This window comes from Salinimicrobium sp. TIG7-5_MAKvit (genome assembly GCF_049569215.1).
GTDB classification, from domain to species: domain Bacteria; phylum Bacteroidota; class Bacteroidia; order Flavobacteriales; family Flavobacteriaceae; genus Salinimicrobium; species Salinimicrobium profundisediminis.
Map to the genome: position 1 here is coordinate 2,923,179 of NZ_CP145903.1, position 19,363 is coordinate 2,942,541.

Below are 19,363 nucleotides of genomic sequence, written 5' to 3' on the forward strand. Positions count from 1 at the left end.
TAAAATCAGCGGTACTGGTAAAAAATTCCGTCGTCAAAAGGCGTCCAGAGGCAGGCCCTTAAATTGGCATTTTTGAGACCGTTATTGATCCAGGTATTGCAGGTGTAGAAAGAATTTAGAGATCTTTTTGCATGAAAGAAAGCATCATTTTGATTGTAATGAAGATCTCTTACGGGAATCACCCCACCTGCAGCGTTAAGTTCAAAGCTCTTAGCCACATAACTTACCAGGTCGCGATATTGTTCTTCAGAAATATCTACAGCAATAATAGGCTGAGTGAATCTTGGCATCGGCTCAAAAGTGACATGCATAGCCGAAGGAGTGGGCAGGAAGACCGCTTTCATGGCTGTTGGAAAGCTGAGGTCGCTCCATTCGGGAGTATTTTGATAGAATTCGAGATCGCCCCAGCCAAAGGAAATGTATTCAAAATTTGCCCTTTTTGAGGGGATATGTTGGGGAGAGACCAGCTGTTCCCAGTCCATGATCTCGTTTTCAACCGGAAAAATAAAATCGGTATGTGCGCCGTTGGTGCGAAGGTAGATGGTGATATCTCCTCCCTGCGGCTGATCTTTATTGACCGGGATCACCGAACCTATAACGGCCGATACAAAGTAAAGCAGCATGAGCAATAAAAAGGCGAGCAGCCCTTTGGCAAAGAACTTTATGATCCTCTCCAGGATCTTCATATTTTCCTTTGCAGCAGCTCCTTTAATGCTGTTTTGAAAATTTCTATTTCATCGAGGGTATTGTATGGAGCAAATCCTATTCGTATCCATCCTCCTGTTTCCATTACCGGAAAAACTTCGGCCATGGTAGAAGCATAGAAATGCCCGTCGCCTATGCAGAGGTTGAATTTTTCAGCAAAGAATTGCGTGGCTTCACGGGAGTGAATTCCGTCGATCCTGAAAGCGAAAGTCGGGGTTTTTTTTACTTCCGAAGAAGCGCGGTAAAGCGTTACTTCAGGGATAGATTCGAGGAATTGCTCCAGGGAATCCATCAATTCCTGTTCATGAGTGGCTATTGCTTCCATTCCTGCTTTTAATCGCTGTCTCCGGGTATCGCCGGTTCCTAAACTTTCGAGAAAACCAATGGCACCGCAGAGGCCGGCAATGGCTTCATGATTTTGAGTTCCGGTTTCCAGCTTATACGGAATTTGATTGGGAGCCGGTTGTAATTTCGGAATTTCCAGGGTCTCAAAAATGGCTTTTTTGATAGCCGCTATTCCCAGGTGGGGACCGAAGAATTTATATGCGGAGCAGAAAAGAATATCGCTGTCGAGATCCTGCTTGTCAACCAGAAAATGCGGTACTGCGTGTACAGCATCGGCAATGGTGATGGCATTTACCTTTTTTGCCACCTTAAAAATTTTCTTCGCATCACTAATGGTGCCGGTAATGTTGGAAGAAAGCCCTATGGCTACAATCCTGGTCTTTTCATTGATAATTTTATCCAGGTTTGAAAGATCGTGGGTGAGACTTTGTTTATCAACAGAAATGAATTTTACGGTTGCGCCGGTCTCTTTTGCCAGGTGGATCCAGGGATCTACATTGGCCCTGTGATCTAGTTGGGTGACAACAATTTCATCTCCTTGCTTCAGCAGGTGTCTAAGGCTGTGAGAAACCTGTAAAGCCAGGCTGGTCATGTTCTGACCAAAAGCGACTTCTTCAGCAGAACAATTCAGTAGATCACCAACAGCTTGTTTAGCTTCCTCTAAAAGAGCATCTGTCTTTATACTGGTAGCAAAAGTGCCGTGCAGGTTAGCCATTCCGGTTTCAATATATTCCAGCATACGGTCAATGCAGGCCTGCACCATTTGCGTGCCGCCAGGGCCGTCAAAATAGATGGGGAATACCTGTTCTTTATTCCTGAAATTTAAAGCCGGGAACTGCGACCGTACCTCATTTATACGAAACTTATTATTTGGCATGTTTTCTTCTTCTTTTATGGTCTATATAAATGTAAATGGCGTAAAGAATGGCGCCTACGCCACCAACCCAATAAAGCCCGTTCTCAAGTTTATCAATATCGGTCGAAAAATATCCTACAGCCAGGGAAAGAGGGATCATTCCGGCGTAAGTTGCGATCATGAATTTTTTGTAATCCATTTTAAAGATACCCGCAATAAAAGCTATGGCATCATTTGAGAAAAACGGGGAGATGCGAAAGAGTATTACAGTTCCTGAGCTGTAATGCGTGATCCAGTACTTCCATTTTTTCTGTTTTTTTTCACTAATAAGTTCAAATCGCTTTCCTATATAATATCCCAGGCTAGAAGCTATGCCCACGCCTATAAGGTTGATCAAAACTCCCCACCAGAAACCGTATGCCAGTACCCCCACAATAATAGGGAGCCAGGAAGGAAAAATGATCAGAAACATTTGAAGTACAATGAACACGATAATGGCCAATGGCCCCCAAACGCCAAACTGCTTTACGTAATCTTTTATCTTTTCCCTGTCTTCACTCAATAATACATCCCAGGCTTCTTTTACTGTGTCCTGAAAAGGGGGATGTGTAAAATACAGAATGACCAGGAAAAGGAGGATACTTCCGCTAAGAATAAAGGACAGGTATTTTTTTATAAAGTTTTTACTCAAATCAGGTTTTAAATGCACCTACAAATTAATTACTTTTTGAACAGCCTCCGCAGTAATTAATATTATTCTAACGTCTTACAAGGGAAAAATTAAACTTTACTTCATCTTTATTTAACACGCAATAGGTAAAAACGTCGCATTTTTGAACCACAATCATATAATCTTAGTTTTTGTCGATTTAGATGTATGAGGTAAGGTTGCTCTTTAGGGGGCAACCTTTTTACTTATTAGTAATCTGCTGATAACGTTCTCTTAACATTCAATCCTGTTCTTTGTTGCCGACAAAAACTAAGAAATAATGAAAATTACTACCGGCCTATTTTCGGTTTTAGCCTTTTTAATTTCATTGCATGTGCAGGGACAGGATCTTACAGAGAATACTTTTGGAAAAGGTCTCGTTAATGTAGTGGCAAAAGACAGCTCTTACAGTGCAAATTTCTCTTTAAGAATGCAATCCCTTTTTACTTCTGGCTGGGATATTTCTGAAGATGATGGCTTTGGAGATGCAGAAGCTAATTTCCTGGTTAGAAGAGCCCGCTTAAAATTTCAGGGGTTCGCTTACACGCCAAAACTTACATACAAACTGGAGCTGGGATTATCCAATCGTGATATTTCCGGAGCATCAGTCTATAATGGAGATACCCCCAGGTACATACTGGATGCAGTGGTTAAATGGAATTTCTACGAAAACTTTGAACTTTGGGCAGGACAAACCAAACTTCCCGGCAACAGGGAGCGAATTATTTCTTCCGGAAGTCTTGAAACTGTAGATCGTTCTCTGGTGAACAGCAGGTTCAATATAGACCGGGATATGGGGATACAGTTGCACCACGAAATTTATCCCGGAGGGAATTTCATCATTAGAGAAGCCATTTCTATAGCCCAGGGAGAAGGAAGAAATGTTACAGCAGGAAATATTGGAGGATTGCAATATACCGGAAGGCTCGAATTATTGCCCTTTGGAGATTTTGCAGATTATACAGGAGCCGATCTTGCCAGGGAAACAACGCCCAAACTTGCGCTGGGAATATCCTATGACTATAACAACAATGCGGTGAGAACCAGGTCCAATTCCGGCTCATATATGGTCACAGATTATGGCCTTTATGAAACAGACGTCACCACATTGTTTGTAGATGCCATGTTTAAATACCGCGGAATTTCGGCAATGGCTGAATATGCACATCGTGCCGCAGACGAAGCTTTTGCAACTAATGCCGATGGCACTTTGACCGGTGACATGGTGAACATTGGAAGTGGATTCAATGTACAGGCCGGTTACCTGTTTAAGAACAACATTCAAATACTGGGTAGATATACTACCATTGATCTTGATGACCAGGTAACCCAGCTGGTAGAAGACCAATACACCGTGGGGCTTTCAAAGTACATCGTTAAACACAAACTAAAGGTGCAGACAGATATTAATTATACCAACCTTAATCTTGGTCTTGACGACAATCTTACTTACAGATTACAATTCGAACTTCATTTATAAAAACAAATTATGAAAAGATTTCTTTTATTAACTGCAATAACTGTTTCCCTGGCTTCCTGCGGAAACAACAAAAAAGAAGATTCCAAAAATGCCATTTCCATTGATGGTTCCAGTACCGTTTATCCTGTAACTGAAGCTATTGCTGAAGAATACAGGGCAGAAGCTCCAGATGTTGATGTAACCATAGGAGTTTCGGGTACCGGTGGTGGTTTCCAAAAATTTGGCAGGGGCGAAGTGGCAATCACCAATGCTTCCAGGCCTATCAAAGAAGATGAAAAGGCAATTGCCGAATCCAACGGCATTTCTTTCGTAGAGCTTGAAGTGGCTTATGACGGTCTCGCTGTGGTTGTACACCCCGAAAATTACTGGGTAACCTGCTTTACGGTGGAACAGTTGAAGGAAATCTGGGAGCCGGCAGCACAGGGAACTATCAAGCGATGGAACCAAATTGATCCTTCATGGCCAGATGAAGAAATTCACCTTTTTGGACCAGGAGTAGCCTCTGGTACATTCGATTATTTTACTGAAGCTATCGTAGGTAAAAGCGGAAGTAGCAGGGGAGATTATACTGCCAGTGAAGACGATAATGTGCTTGTACAGGGAGTTTCGGGTGATAAATTCGGTCTGGGTTTCTTCGGACTCGCATATTACCAGGAAAATTCAGATAAGCTTAAAATGGTGCCGGTAAATGGCGGTGAAGGCTGTGTAGAGCCTTCAAAAGAAACTGTTAGCAACGGCACCTATGCCCCGCTTTCCCGTCCTCTCTATATCTATGTGAACAGTGCTTCTCTGGAGAATCCTGCGGTGATCGATTTTGTGGAATTCTATCTTGATGAAGCGCCACAGTTACTACAGGATGTTGGATACATTCCCCTTACTTCGGAAGAATACCAGGCCGAGAGGGAGAAATTTGCAGCATTCGTAAAAGAAAATTCAGCTGAATAATAAAAATTTCCGGGGCACCTGAATGCGCCGGATTACTTTCCTTTTTCCATGCGAAAATTAAAAGAAACGGTAATAGAAAAGGGCCTTCTGGGCAGTGCCCTGGTAACTATTGCAGTAACTGTAGGAATTATACTGGTGCTTTCTATTGAAGCCGTAAGGTTCTTTGAGGAGGTCTCCATTGTAGATTTCCTGACAGATACGCAATGGACACCGTTGTACACCGAAAAACATTTTGGGATCCTCCCGTTATTGTCCGGTACGCTGTTAACCTCTTTTATTGCCATCATTTTTGCTGTTCCCGTTGGGTTGTCTATCAGTATTTACATTAGTGAATACGCACCCCGAAGTTTCAGAAAAACGATCAAACCTGCATTAGAACTGCTTGCTGCCGTACCAACGGTTGTCTACGGATTTTTTGCTCTTACCGTGGTGACGCCTTTCTTGCAGTCGTTTATCCCGGGGCTTTCCGGTTTCAACTCTTTGTCTGCCGGCCTGGTAATGGGGATTATGATCATTCCTTTCATTTCTTCTTTAAGTGAGGATGCATTGCACGCCGTACCCAATTCTCTGCGGGAAGCAGCTTATGGAATGGGATCAACAAAGCTGCAAAATGCTTTTCGGGTACTGGTGCCTGCGGCTTCCTCGGGAATTATAGTATCTATCATCCTGGCGATATCCCGTGCAATAGGAGAAACTATGATCGTTGCAATAGCGGCAGGGCAGCAACCAAGATTAACCATGGATCCTACAGTGCCCGTAGAAACTATTACCGCCTATATCGTACAGGTGAGCCTGGGTGATGTACAGCATGGTTCTTTAGAGTACCGTACCATATTTGCCGCCGGGATCACTCTTTTCATCTTCACCTTCCTTCTGAATACGATAAGCTACAGGATAAGGAAAAAATTCAGAGAGAAATATGAATAACATTAGAACAAATCGGTTAAAAGATCAGGCTTTCAAATTCTGGGGTATTGCCTGTACCTTTCTGGGGCTCATTCTTCTCACCATTTTTATAGGTTCCATTCTTATAGATGGTCTGCAAAGGATTGATTGGGATTTTATCACCAGCCTTCCGTCGAGAAAAGCAGAGAGAGCCGGAATATATACTGCGCTTATGGGCAGCGTCTGGATCCTTATCTTTACTACAATTATCGCCCTGCCATTAGGAATTGCAGCTGCTATTTATCTGGAGGAATACGCTAAAGAAAGCAGGCTTTCTTCTTTGCTGGAAATTAATATATCCAACCTTGCCGGGGTGCCTTCTATTATCTACGGGCTACTTGGTCTGGAGGTCTTTGTGCGAATCATGGAAATGGGAGCCAGTGTTTTGGCGGGAAGTTTTACCCTTGCCCTTTTAATTCTGCCTATTGTGATTGTTGCGACAAGAGAAAGCTTAAAGGCAGTTCCAAAATCCATTCGGGATGCTTCCTTTGCTTTGGGAGCTTCCAAGTGGCAAACAGTTTCACAACAATTGCTGCCGGCATCGTTTGGAGGCATACTTACCGGGGTTATTTTGGCGCTCTCGCGGGCGGTGGGAGAGACAGCTCCTCTTATTGTAATTGGTGCCCTGGCTTATGTTCCTTTTGCGCCCGAATCTCCTATGGATGAATTTTCGGTATTACCCATTCAGATCTTTAACTGGATCTCGCGCCCAAAACACGGTTTCGAAGTTAATGCAGCCGCAGCCATTATTGTCCTTCTGTTAATTACTTTTATTTTAAATGGGATTGCAGTCTATTTCAGGAACAGGTGGCAAAGTAAATTAAAATAGAATGAAAGAAAATAAAGATATATTAGATAAGACCTTAAAGAGAAAACACAAACTTCAGGCAAAAGATGTGAAGGTTTTTTATGATGATTTCATGGCCATCAAAGGTATAGACATGAACATCAGGGCAAATAAGATCACTGCGTTTATTGGACCTTCAGGTTGTGGAAAATCTACTTTCCTGCGGCTTTTTAACCGCATGAACGATTATGTTGACGGCTTTAGAATGGAGGGAGAGATCCTTATTGACGGCGAGAACATCTACAAGAAAAAAGTAAATGTAGAACAACTTCGGAAGCAGGTGGGGATGGTCTTTCAAAAGCCCAACCCTTTTCCGAAATCCATCTATGAGAACGTTGCCTACGGATTAAAGATCCAGGGAATTAAAGACAAGGCATTTCTTAAGGATAAAGTAGAAGAATCCCTTAAACAGGTTGGCTTGTGGAATGAAGTGAAGGAGGATATCAATAAATCTGCTTTGGCCCTGTCTGGTGGGCAGCAACAAAGGTTGTGCATCGCCCGTACCCTGGCTGTAGAACCGTCTATTATCCTTATGGATGAACCAACATCTGCTTTAGATCCAATTTCAACGGCCAAGATCGAGGAACTTATTTATCAGCTTAAAGAGAAGTATACCATAGTGATTGTGACCCACAACATGCAGCAGGCCGGGAGAATTAGTGATTACACCGCATTTTTTTACATGGGCGAACTCATAGAATACGATAAATCAAAGAAGCTATTTACCAATCCCGAGAAACAACAGACCGAGAATTATATCACCGGTAGATTCGGATAAACCACAGGATTATGATCAGTTTAGACCAACATAGAGATGCATTAAATCAAGCCGGACTTGAAATGCTGGAGCTTTGCATCAAACAACTGGAAAATGCGCAGGAGGCATTTTTTAACCATGACGGCGATCTTGCCGAAGAAGTGATGCACACAGAGAATAGGGTGAACGCCCTCGATCTCAAGATTGACCGTGACTGTGAACGCTTCATCGCCTTGCACAACCCTGTAGCCAGTGACCTTCGTTTTGTGCTGGCCCTTAGAAAGATCAATTTTGACCTGGAACGGGTGGGCGATCACGCCTACGGGATCTCGCATTATATTGTAAAGATCGATACCCAGATTGAACCCCGACTCTTAGAAAGGATGCGGGTAGAAGAAATGTTTACCACTGCATTGTCTATGCTCGATGATATCACCCTGGCCTATACCGAAGTAGATACCAAAGTAGCCCGAAAGGTCTTTAAAAAGGACAAGATCCTTAATGATATCAATATGAGATCTTTCGCTATAATTTCTGAAGAAGTTAAGGCAAATCCTGAAGTGATCGATCAGGTGATGCTGTTGTTTTCGGTGATCAAAAAGGTGGAAAGAATAGGAGATCTTATTACGAATATTGCTGAAGAGATCATCTTTTTCAGAGAAGCTGAAGTATTAAAGCACCGGAAGAAAAAAGGCGGAAAAAAGAAAGATTCTTAGAATCAAATTCCAAATTTCAAGCAGCCTTTTAATACCTAATTCAGTATTGCCCCTTTAAATAATTAGATAGGAGCTAAGGCCACGAATACATTAATAATATAGCCCTTTAAAAGTATAGAAAGGTGGTTTTAAGTTTTTAAAATAAGTACCAAACAAAAAGAATTTCTTCAGTGTGACGTAGGGACATGATATCGGTAGAAGCAGAGAACCGCAATAACCGAAAGTCCCGTAGGGACGAAATATAGGTAGAAGCCGAATCAACCCCGACCAAATTTCAATAACATCTGTGAATAAGAAGGTGAATCGTACCAAATTTGAAGAAAATGCAAAAAAATGCCCGGGAAATTTCCTGGGCATTTTTTTCAAGAGGTTTCAAAAATGACATTTTCAAGAGGTTTCAAAAATGACATTTTCAAGAGGTTTCAAAAATGACATTTTCAAGAGGTTTCAAAAATGACATTTTCAAGAGGTTTCAAAAATGACATTTTCAAGAGGTTTCAAAAATGACATTTTCAAGAGGTTCCAAAAATGACATTTTCAAGAGGTTCCAAAAATGACATTTTCAAGAGGTTCCAAAAATGACATTTTCAAGAGGTTTCAAAAATGCTATTTTCAAGAGGTTTCAAAAATGCTATTTTTCAGAAGGATTTAAAAGTACCGGTTCTCCAAAGCCCAGATCGTCCAGGCGATCGAGCTGGGTAGCCGCATCACCTACAATGAGGTAATACATCTTATCGGAATTGATATATTTTTGGGCCAGAGCCTTAATTTCCGGAACAGTGATATTTCTCACGATCTCTTCCTGTTGCAGAGCGTAGTCCATAGGTTTATCATAGTTGCTTATTTCCTGAAGCATTTGAAGTTTTGATCCCATAGTTTCAAACTTTCGGGCGTTGCTCTTTATCATAAAGCCTTTGGTTACCTCCAGGTCCTGTTCATTGAAGTTTTCAGGATAATTCCGAAGTATTTGCTTCACAAGGTCAACGGCTTCAAAAGTGATATTTGAACGTACGCCGCTCGAAATAAGAAAAGGACCGGTAAAAGTACTACCGTTGAACCCGGAGCGTATACCATAAGTGTAACCCTTGCCTTCCCTAAGTTCCTGGGTGAGCTGGGAAGCAAAACTTCCGCCACCAAGCCGGTAATTCATCACCGTAGCCGGAAAGAAATCTTCATCGGTCTCTGCCAAAGCCGGATAGCCTATGTGTAATACCGATTGCTTGGCCCCCGGAACATCATAGAAATATACCTTAGATTCAGCGGGAGGAAGTACCGCCGGAAGGTCTTCAAAAATGACATTTTTGACACTCCAGTTTTCAGTAATATCTTTTACTTCGGCAACTACTGCTTCATTCTCAATATCTCCAACCACGAGGAAAGAAGCCAGGTGAGGGGAGAGGTTCCTGGCATAATAATCTTTTAGATCCTGAAGGCTGATAGCTTCTACCGTACTTTCGGTTCCCAGGTTGTTGTGGGACAAAATGTGGTTTTCACCGTAAATGAGCTTTCTAAATTCGTTGGAAGCAATATAATCTGGAGAGGCTTTTTGCTGCTGAATCCGGTTGATCACCTGTTGTTTTGCCAGGGCAAATTCTTCTTCATCCCACCGTGGCTGCAAAAGGATTTCCTCTACAAGCTTCATTGTTGCTTCAAAATTTTTAGCAAGGGTGCTACCACTAATGATCATTTTTTCATCGGTAGCATTAACCCGAATGTTGGCACCCAATAATTCAATGGCTTCTTCCAGCTCCTGCGGGCTGCGGTTCTTTGTACCTTTTGTAAGCATATTAGCCAGGAGATTGGAAACACCAATTTTAGACGGGTCTTCTAACAACATACCTCCTTTGATCTCAAGCATAAACTGCACCAGTGGCACTTCAGAATTGTTGATGCCATAGACCTGGAGTCCGCTTTCCAGTTTTTGGTCCCAGATTTCAGGAACTTTTACTTGTGGTGACGGCCCGTAAGGAGGTTCTACAGTTCGGTCGAAACTGGACGGGGTCCTGTTGTAAGTAACTTCTTCTTCCAGGTTGAACTCCTGCTCGGCTCCCATCACGATCTCTTCTTCTTCAACTTCGGCCGCAACAGAATTTTCCAGCGCCAATTCCTTTTGTTCTTCCGGAACAAAACTGGTAGCTACAAAGGGTTTATTCTGAATGTACTTCTTATAAACCCTCATCACATCCTGCGGGGTCACTGCGAGAATGTAGTTGATCTCTTGATTGATCATATTAGGATCATTGGCAAAGATCTCATATTGGGCCAGCTGAAAACCTTTTCCCAATACGCTCGAAAGGCTATTGTAAAATGCCGTTTCCTGCCCCGCTTTTATGCGTTTTAGATCTTTTTCTGAAATTCCTTCTTTCTCAAATTTCCTGAAGGTCTCTTCTACAGCCGACTGTACTTTGTCAAGGTCTGTCCCGTCATAAGCTCTGACCTGCAGCATGAATTGACCGGCAAGTTCAGAGGTGTAATTGAACATCTGTACATTGGGGGTCAACTTCTTGTTTGCAACCAGTTCCTTATAAAAAGGAGCATTTTTTCCTTCAGAAAGATAATTGGCCAAAACTTCAAGAGCATAAGAATCTTTGTGGTAAGAAGGGACCGATGGCCAGGCCATGGTCAATTCGGGTAGTTGCGCAAAATTATCTTCATAGTACAGCTTTTTTGTCTGCTGCAAATTTGCGGGTCTCTTCTCAAGATCCTTAATTTCAGGACCTCTTTTGATCTCTCCAAAATATTTCTCTACCCATTGTTTTGCCTGTGCTGTATCAAAGTCACCGGCAATAGTGAGTACCACATTGTTGGGCACGTACCATTGATTGAAGAATTCTTTCACATCTTCAAGCGAGGCATTTTGAAGGTCTTCCAAAGAACCAATTACCTGCCAGTTGTAAGGATGGTTTTTGGGATAGAGATTTTTGTCAATAACATACATGGTGTTACCGTATGGCTGGTTATCTACCCGCTGTCTTTTTTCGTTTTTCACTACCTGCTTTTCTTTGGCAAGTACAGGTTCGGTAACCGTATTAATAAAATAACCCAGCTTGTCGGCTTCTGCCCAAATCATCTTTTCGAGCGCATCATTTGGCACTGTCTGAAAATAATTGGTACGGTCGCGGCTTGTAGAACCGTTTGCGCCGCTGCCGCCAATGCGGGCACTTAGCTTATCGAGTCCGCCCTTTCCAAGGTTCTCCGATTCCAGGAAAAGAAGGTGCTCAAAAAGGTGCGCAAAACCGGTACGTCCCTGCTTTTCTCGTGCCGAACCTACGTGACTGGTAAGCGCAACCGCCACTACAGGATCTGACCGGTCTACATGAAAAATAACTTTCAACCCGTTATCAAGGTTAAAGGTTTCGAACTCTACTTCAAAACCGGGAGCTTTAGCAGTTTGCTGAGCCCGTGCATTTCCTGTTAGCACAACCAGCAGGAACGCGAATAAAAAAGACTTAAGTGATGACTTCATTTGAACTTGTTCAGAATTAAATTACGAGATAGGTGACATAGGCAATATACCCGATTACAAACACAGCGCCTTCCCAGCGCTCAATGCTGCGGCCTTTTCCTGTAAATACAAAAATAAAGAGCAGTAATCCGGTAACCATGTTCACCATAATATCAAAAAAGGAATTGGGGTTTATTCCAAGAGGAACAATAGTTCCTGATATTCCCAGGATGAGGAAGATGTTAAAAATGTTGGAACCTACCACGTTTCCAATGGCAATGTCTACATTCTTTTTTCTCACTGCAATTACAGAAGTTGCAAGTTCGGGCAGGGAAGTTCCAATAGAAACCACGGTTAAACCAATTACTCTTTCTGAAAGGCCAATAACTTCAGCAATACTTACCGCACTGGTAACAATAAGGCGCCCCCCAATGATGAGCCCGGCGAGGCCGAGAGCGATGAATAAAACGGCTTTTCCTACCGAATAATCTTTGGTTTCCATCTCCTCATCGGCGCCACCACTTTTTGCAACCATAAGGTTGTAAACGAGAAAGATGAGAAAGAACAGCAGGAGTACAATTCCTTCACTTCGGGAGATAAGATTTGTGGTTGCGCCGTCAAGAACAACGTCTGAGGCTACAACAAATACACAAATTGCCGCCAGCAAACTCAGCGGAATTTCGATCCAGGTCGTATGGCTTTTTACCGTAAGCGGATAAATTAGGGCAGAGATCCCCAGGATTCCAAGCACGTTAAAAATGTTACTTCCCAGCACGTTGCCCAGCACCATGTCTGTACTCCCTGTGGTCGCTGCAAACACGTTTACCACGAGCTCTGGGGCCGAAGTTCCAAAAGCAACAATGGTAAGCCCAATCACGATACTTGGTACTCCCCAACGTGCTGCAAGGCTAGAAGCGGAATCAACCAAAAAGTTCGCTCCGTAGATAAGGGCTACAAAGCCTACCAGTAAAAGAAGAATATCTATTAGCATAAATATTTTATTTTTTAGTTATTTCACTATTGTCAACCAGGAAGATGGAGTTCACGAAAAGAAGTTTTCCATTTTGCCAGAAGGCCCGGAACAACGGATTGTCAACCAGGTATATAAAACTTCCCTCGCCCATAGGTTCTACTCCAAAGGTCAGCGAATTCCTGATCTTCTCTTTTGCCTCACTTCCAACAAATCCGGCAACGATCTCGGGGGATTCTCCCAGATAACCTACGTTGTAGCCGTCACTTAAAAGATTGTAACTATCACTACTTAGTTTTAAGCTGAGGTAGGTGCCTTCATATCCAAAAGCCATGGGATGGGTTTCGTCCATCTGGGTTTTTATGATGCTTCCGGTTATAAGATCCTTAATCTCATTTCTTTCCCTTTGAGCATAAGGCACCAGGTTTGGTTTTGAAATACTGTCGGTTTCTTTTTTCTCATTCTGCTTCAGGGCAAAATCCTCATTTCCGGCGAAGGTTTTTAAAGCGTTACCAATGGCAATCACTTTTCCGCCGTTCTTCACCCAATCTGTAAGTTTTGCTAATCCTTTTTCATCAAAAAGATCACTGTAACTGCCTATGGGAAGTATGATGACATCGAGCTTTGTAAGGTCAACGTTCCCAAAATATCCCGTATCAATAGAGGTGACAGGATAATTGAGTTCCCGTTCAAAGAAATACCAGAGCTCTCCATAGTTAAGGGAAGAAGTTCCTTTCCCTCTTAAAATGCCAATACTGGGGGTGTTTATGATCTTTACCTGTGATGATCCAAAATCGGGTCCCGAGGTTGAAAATCCGGTGTTGGCCGCAGTGAGTTTTCTTCCGTGTTCGTTGGCAATTCTGGCAAGAAGTACATCAAAATCCTGTTTGTTTCGGTTGTCGCTTTTAGTGATAATAAGACTACCAGGAGCGAATTTTTTTCCGGAATTCTCCAAAGCTGTCTCGGTAAATCTCACCATGATTCCCGCTTCAAGAAGCGCTGTGAGAAATCTTGCGTCTTTCATGCTGTTCCAGCCAGAGATGTAAGCCGCCGCTGCTGGTGCAGGTGTGTTGTTTATGGCGGTGGCATTCTTAGCATTAAGACTTGAAACTGAAGATTGAGTGCTCAAAACATCCAGGCCATAAGCATAGGGCAGGCTCCATGCAGTGATATCGTAAGTAAGGGAATCGGCCAGGTTGGTAGAAGGTTCCATAAGCACACGTACCATCTTGCCTTTTGGTTGGGCTGTACTTACTACCAGTGAATTCTGATCAACATCAATAGTTCTCTTCTTTTGTTCAAGAGCATTAAATCCTTTTACTTTTCCGGGTTGTGCCAGCGCATATTCAATCTCATGCCGGTCAAGTAATTCCTTTAGCAGGTCCAGCTTGTCCTGGTGCCCGGTTAAGACATAATTCACTACACTTTTTCCGCTGTTGTTGTAAAACTTTGAAAATTCAGCATTAAGTCGGTCAACATTTTTCGCGGCAATTTCTACTGTAGAGAGTCCGGTGGTGTGGTGATGCTGTACCCGGTCTACAAGCGTAAGTATATACCCGTGATCGGTCTCAACAGCAAGCCCGGCATGCCCTGCCTGTTCATAGGTCATTCCTATAGCTCCCATATAAGTAGGGTAGGTGTCCCCATAACTGGGATAGAGGAGATCAAAGCTTTCTTTTGTAAAATAGAGCCAGCCTTCTTTATCAAAATAGCGGGCGTGATTCAATCCTATTTCTTTCTGAAATTCCTTCTGAAAAGTTGTGATCACATCGTGTAGCGGTTCGGCGGCAGGTGCGAAATAATAGGGGGCATTTTTGTACTGTTCATGAAAATCTACGTGAATGTGAGGCATCCATTTGTTGTAAATTTCCAGGCGTTGCCTTGTCTCTGTTTGAGTAGCCCAGGCCCAGTCACGGTTAAGGTCAAAAAGATAGTGATTGGGGCGTCCTCCCGGCCAGGGCTCATTGTGCTCTACAGCCATGGGCGAAGTATTAGATGGCGTGGCCTTTACCTGCTTATACCAGTTCACATAACGGTCCCGGCCATCGGGATTCACAACAGGATCCATGATCACCACCAAATCCTGTAACCAGTCCTGCCTTTTAGTTACCAGTTCATATATGGTCTTCATGGCCGCTTCTGTACTAGAAGCTTCATTTCCATGAACATTATAACTAAGCCATATAATGCCTTTTTTGGCAGCTGAAGAAGAAGTGCCTTCAGTTAAACCGGCATTCTGCAGGTGGCTTTGGCGTATCTGCTCCAGGTTTTGCAGGTTTTCTTCCGTAGAAATAATGGCATAGGTAAGAGGCCTGCCTTCATAGGTTTCTCCATATTTTTGGAACTGCACAAGTGGCGAATTTTCTGCCACGTGTTCAAAATATTCAACCACTTTGTGGTGAGGCGTGAAACTGGTGCCCAGTGGATAACCTAGAAATTCTTCGGGAGATTGTTGCGCAAAAGCTAACTGAAAACTCAGTAAAAGTGCTGTGAATAAAGCCGTATTTTTGTTCATAGGGGAAAATCTCATTTTTCAAATTAGAGATAAATATAAAACTTTATCGTTCTCAATATCTTTTTATTGATTTTACCGCCAACGCTCTTAATTGTATATTTGCGAAAATTCATTTCAATGCAGAAAAATTCTCTTTCGTATCGGGAAACGAACTACTTTACTTCATTAGTAACCGATTATCTGGATCAAAAAGAGAATGTTAAGCAGTTTTACGGGCTTTTCCCTGACCTCAATAACTTTGGAAAGCAGATCCTTTCAAAAAAAGAGAACTTCAGCAGCCACGGCGGAAGCGAAAAACGTGCCGTTCTTGTCAAAACCCTGATGCGGCAATATCAAAATATAAATGCTTCTGAAGCAAGTCTTTCAAACATTGATCTTCTTGAAAAAGACACCACTTTTACCGTGACCACAGGGCATCAGCTCAACCTTTTTACCGGTCCGCTTTATTTTCTTTACAAGATCGTCTCGGCAATAAATCTTGCGGCCGATCTCAAAAAAGAGTATCCCGAGTACAATTTTGTACCGGTGTACTGGATGGCGACCGAAGATCATGACTTTGAGGAGATCAGTTTTTTTCACCTCCACGGAAAGAAATTTCAATGGAATCCGCCAAAATCAAAGAAGACCGGCGGACCTGTGGGAGAAATGCCTACCGATGGTCTTGAAGATGTCTTTGAACTATTTTCAGCTGAAATTGGGAGTAGCAAAAATGCACAGCAGCTCAAAGAATGGTTTAAAAAAGCATATTTGGAGCACGATAATCTTGCCGATGCCACGCGTTACCTGACAAATGAACTTTTTAAAGAGCATGGGCTCGTCATCCTTGACGCGCATGAGCCAGAGCTCAAGAGATTTTATATCCCGCTTGTCAAAAATGAGCTTTTTGAGCAGCTTTCTTTTAATAGTGTGCAGCAACAGACTGAAGCTTTAGAGAAAGAAGGATATAAAGTACAGGTGAATCCGCGGGAGATCAACCTGTTTTACATGCAGGAAGGTATGCGGGAGCGCATCATTGAGAAGAACGGAAAATTCTTTGTCCATGACCACGAGATTTCCTGGACCCGCGAAGAATTGGAGCAGTTTATTGAAGAACATCCGGAGAAATTCAGCCCCAATGTGTTACTTCGGCCTTTGTATGAAGAGTTAATCCTGCCCAACCTGTGTTACATTGGCGGCGGCGGTGAACTGGCGTACTGGTTTCAGCTAAAACAGCTTTTTGAGCAGGCAGAGGTTACCTTTCCAATACTTTTGATTCGTAATTCGGCTTTGCTTCAAACAGAAAAGCAGGATAAAAAAAGGCAAAAACTGAACATCTCTTTACCCGAACTTTTCCTGAAATCTCACGAATTGATCAACCGGAAAGTAAGAAGGATTTCTAATATAGACATTGACTTTTCCTCTCAAAAAGAGCATTTGGTGAAGCAATTTCAGGAAATGTACACCTTGGCTGAACAGACCGACAAATCTTTCCTGAATGCTGTAAAAGCACAGGAGGTGAAGCAGCTTAAAGGCCTTGATCACCTGGAGAAACGGCTGCTGAAAGCCCAGAAAAGAAAGCTTGAAGATGAGGTTTCAAGAATTGCAAGCCTGCAAAATGAATTATTTCCCGGCAAAGGGCTTCAGGAAAGGCATCATAACTTTTCAGAATTTTACCTGGAGTATGGAGATGCTCTCATTCCTGCCCTGCTGGACAGCCTAAAACCACTTGAATTAAAATTTGATATTATTTCGCTATGACGAAAATGCATAAGATAGACATCGACCTTGTTGAAATGACGCTCGATGTAATGAAATATACTGTTGACCGTATCTCAAATGTTACGCCCGAGCTGGGTTCTCCCCAAAGAGAAGAGGAGCTGTTTGAAAAGATTGGAGAAACCGTTACGCCAAAAGGTATTGGAGGGGAAGTTGCTTTTAAGATGTTCCGGGATATTTTGGTAAAGGCTACTGTGCCTATAGATCACCCTCGCCATTTAGCCTTTGTGCCGGCTGCGCCTACCCGTGCGGCCATTATGTTTGACCTGGTGACATCGGCTTCCAGCATTCACGGCGCTTACTGGATGGAAGGTGCCGGTGGGATCTTTTGCGAGAATCAGGCTATGAAGTGGCTGGTTTCCCTTACCGGGCTTCCCAAAGACTCTTTTGGAGTGTTTACCAGTGGTGGTACTGCTGCAAACCTTTCGGGGCTTGTTACTGCCCGCGAAGCCTGGAGAAAGAAAGATTCGTACAATATTGGAGTGCGGGCTTTGCTGCTCACTTCCAATGGCGCCCACTCCTCAATCCAGGCAATGGCTAAAGTGATGGATGCCGATGTGGTGATGATAGATTGTCCCGATGAAAACCTGAGAGGCCATGCGTTACAATCGGCTATTGATGAGCTTGAAGAGAAGGACCGAAAAAGGCTTTTTGCAGTGGCAGCTACCGGCGGAACTACCAATGCCGGAATCATAGATGAGCTGGATTCTATTGCCGATGTTTGTGAAAAAGAAGGGATCTGGTTCCATGTGGATGCAGCTTATGGCGGTGGGGCTCTTGCTGCACCTTCTGTACGCCACCTTTTCAACGGAATTGAAAGGGCCGACAGTATTACGATCGATCCTCATAAATGGCTTTTTTCACCCTATGACTGTGGGGCTATTCTTTATAAGGATATGAGCCTGGCCGCCGAAGCCCATTCACAAAAAGGGGCTTACCTCGAGATCTTTAAAGATGGAGGTGCAGATGGCTTTAACCCTTCCGATTATCAGATCCAGCTTACCCGAAGGGTCCGCGGTATGCCTTTGTGGTTTTCCCTGGCAATGCACGGAACCGATAAGTATACCACTGCCATTGAAAAAGGAATTGAGCTGGCAAGGATTGCTGCGGAAAAGATTGAGCAGGATGATAATCTCGAACTGGTAAGGCCGGCAAGTTTATCAGTAGTTTTATTCCGAAGAAAAGGCTGGACTCCCGATGAGTACCGCGACTGGACCTATAGAAATCACAAATCAGGTATGGCTTTAGTGACACCCACGAAGTGGAAGGGAGAAACTATTTCACGTTTCTGTTTCATCAATCCCGAAACCACCGAAGCTGATATTGATGCTATTCTGGAAACGATGAAATAATTCTAAATTCGAGATTCAAAATTCAAGATTTAAAGTTCAGGATTCGGGAGCAGATTCAAGTGGAAACCAGGTCACCTCGAGCGGAGTCGAGAGGTTGGGAACCGTGTTTTAAACACCACGGATACACAGATGTTCTATGGATAGAGTTCTTTACGCAATCTCTTTGTGAGCTTATTTGAACCTTCGTGTTCTTAGTGTGAAATTGCATCCTGTAGTTTAATCTGCGGGAATCTGCAGAAATCTTCGGGGGAAATTGAATTGTGAAATCTGCGGGAAAAATTGATTTGAAGATTTTTGGGATCGTGATTTAAAAGCCACAGATACACAGATGTTCTATTATTAGAATTATTACGGAATCTCTTTGTGCTCTTCGTGTGAAATTAGATCCTGTAGCTTAATCTGCGGGAATCTGTGAAATCTGCGGGAAAAATTGATTTGAAGATTTTGGGATCGTGAATTTAAAAGCCACAGATACACAGATATTCTATTTTTAGAGTTCTATACGCAATCTCTTTGTGAGCTTATTTAAACTTTGTGCACTTAGTGTGAAATTAGATCCTGAAGCTTAATTGCCACGGATACACAGATTTTTTTTTCTGCGGAAATCTGCGGGAAAAATTGATTTGAAAATTTGTTGATTTGAGAATTTGAAGATTTTGGGATCGTGATTTAAAAGCCACAGATACACAGATATTCTATTTTTAGAGTTCTTTACGGAATCTCTTTGTGAGCTTATTTGAACCTTTGTGCTCTTCGTGTGAAATTAGATCCTGTAGCTTAACTGCCACGGATACACAGATTTTTTTCTGCGGAAATCTGCGGGAAAAATTGATTTGAAAATTTGTTGATTTGAGAATTTGAAGATTTTTGGGATCGTGGATTTAAAAGCCACAGATACACAGATTTTCTATTTTTAGAGTTCTTTACGTAATCTCTTTGTGAGCTTATTTGAACCTTTGTGCTCTTAGTGTGAAATTAGATCCTGTAGCTTAATTGCCACGGATACACTAGTGTCTTTTTG

At 42.7% G+C, this 19,363-nt stretch carries 14 protein-coding genes; 8 read left to right on the top strand and 6 right to left on the bottom strand.

Annotation, left to right across the window (positions count from 1 at the left end; genetic code table 11):
* Positions 1-5 precede the first annotated feature (5 nt).
* Genes V5739_RS13190 through V5739_RS13200 form a run of 3 tightly spaced genes read right to left on the bottom strand, consistent with a single transcriptional unit; the run spans position 6 to position 2,597 of the window.
* Positions 6-686 carry a TIGR02117 family protein gene (locus V5739_RS13190; RefSeq protein WP_423818535.1) on the bottom strand — a complete coding sequence of 227 codons (681 nt, stop codon included), beginning with the start codon at positions 684-686 and terminating at the stop codon, positions 6-8.
* Positions 683-1,927, bottom strand: a complete 1,245-nt coding sequence (locus V5739_RS13195) for a cysteine desulfurase-like protein (RefSeq protein WP_423818536.1) — start codon at positions 1,925-1,927, stop codon at positions 683-685. The genes V5739_RS13190 and V5739_RS13195 overlap by 4 nt, the downstream gene beginning before the upstream one ends.
* Positions 1,917-2,597, bottom strand: a complete 681-nt coding sequence (locus tag V5739_RS13200) for a TVP38/TMEM64 family protein (protein ID WP_423818537.1) — start codon at positions 2,595-2,597, stop codon at positions 1,917-1,919. Before V5739_RS13200 ends, V5739_RS13195 begins: the two co-directional genes overlap by 11 nt.
* Before the next feature lie 298 nt (positions 2,598-2,895).
* Here V5739_RS13200 and V5739_RS13205 point away from each other — a divergent pair, with 298 nt between their 5' ends.
* From V5739_RS13205 to phoU, 6 genes are read left to right on the top strand one after another with little or no spacing between them, the layout of a single operon-like run.
* Positions 2,896-4,095, top strand: a complete 1,200-nt coding sequence (locus V5739_RS13205) for a porin (protein WP_423818538.1) — start codon at positions 2,896-2,898, stop codon at positions 4,093-4,095.
* Between the two features lie 9 nt (positions 4,096-4,104).
* Positions 4,105-5,040, top strand: coding sequence for a PstS family phosphate ABC transporter substrate-binding protein (locus tag V5739_RS13210; RefSeq protein ID WP_423818539.1), 936 nt, complete (start codon positions 4,105-4,107; stop codon positions 5,038-5,040).
* A 48-nt stretch (positions 5,041-5,088) separates the two neighbouring features.
* The gene (gene pstC, locus V5739_RS13215; protein WP_266070343.1) at positions 5,089-5,967 is read left to right on the top strand and encodes a phosphate ABC transporter permease subunit PstC; all 879 of its coding nucleotides are present in this window, start codon (positions 5,089-5,091) and stop codon (positions 5,965-5,967) included.
* Entirely contained in the window at positions 5,960-6,814 is an 855-nt protein-coding gene (gene pstA / locus V5739_RS13220) for a phosphate ABC transporter permease PstA (RefSeq protein WP_423818540.1), read from the top strand. The genes pstC and pstA overlap by 8 nt, the downstream gene beginning before the upstream one ends.
* A 1-nt stretch (position 6,815) precedes the next feature.
* On the top strand, positions 6,816-7,610 hold the full coding sequence (gene pstB, locus V5739_RS13225) for a phosphate ABC transporter ATP-binding protein PstB (RefSeq protein ID WP_266070341.1): 795 nt from the start codon (positions 6,816-6,818) through the stop codon (positions 7,608-7,610).
* Positions 7,611-7,621: 11 nt separating this feature from the next.
* Positions 7,622-8,305: a phosphate signaling complex protein PhoU gene (gene phoU, locus V5739_RS13230; protein ID WP_266070340.1), complete on the top strand. Its 684-nt coding sequence runs from the start codon at positions 7,622-7,624 to the stop codon at positions 8,303-8,305.
* Between the two features lie 631 nt (positions 8,306-8,936).
* Here phoU and V5739_RS13235 read toward each other — a convergent pair.
* The 3 genes from V5739_RS13235 to V5739_RS13245 are packed head-to-tail and all read right to left on the bottom strand — an operon-like array spanning position 8,937 to position 15,235.
* The gene (locus V5739_RS13235) at positions 8,937-11,771 is read right to left on the bottom strand and encodes a M16 family metallopeptidase (RefSeq protein ID WP_423818541.1); all 2,835 of its coding nucleotides are present in this window, start codon (positions 11,769-11,771) and stop codon (positions 8,937-8,939) included.
* A gap of 16 nt (positions 11,772-11,787) precedes the next feature.
* Positions 11,788-12,741: a calcium/sodium antiporter gene (locus V5739_RS13240; RefSeq protein WP_423818542.1), complete on the bottom strand. Its 954-nt coding sequence runs from the start codon at positions 12,739-12,741 to the stop codon at positions 11,788-11,790.
* Between the two features lie 7 nt (positions 12,742-12,748).
* On the bottom strand, positions 12,749-15,235 hold the full coding sequence (locus tag V5739_RS13245) for a M14 family metallopeptidase (protein WP_423818543.1): 2,487 nt from the start codon (positions 15,233-15,235) through the stop codon (positions 12,749-12,751).
* Positions 15,236-15,352: 117 nt separating this feature from the next.
* On the opposite strand from V5739_RS13245, the gene bshC reads away from it, so the two are divergent.
* Together bshC and V5739_RS13255 are read left to right on the top strand one after the other, a co-directional pair.
* Positions 15,353-16,972, top strand: coding sequence for a bacillithiol biosynthesis cysteine-adding enzyme BshC (gene bshC, locus V5739_RS13250; RefSeq protein ID WP_423818544.1), 1,620 nt, complete (start codon positions 15,353-15,355; stop codon positions 16,970-16,972).
* A gap of 5 nt (positions 16,973-16,977) precedes the next feature.
* Complete coding sequence (locus tag V5739_RS13255) at positions 16,978-18,342, top strand: pyridoxal phosphate-dependent decarboxylase family protein (protein ID WP_423820482.1); 1,365 nt, start codon at positions 16,978-16,980, stop codon at positions 18,340-18,342.
* The last annotated feature ends 1,021 nt before the right edge of the window (positions 18,343-19,363 follow it).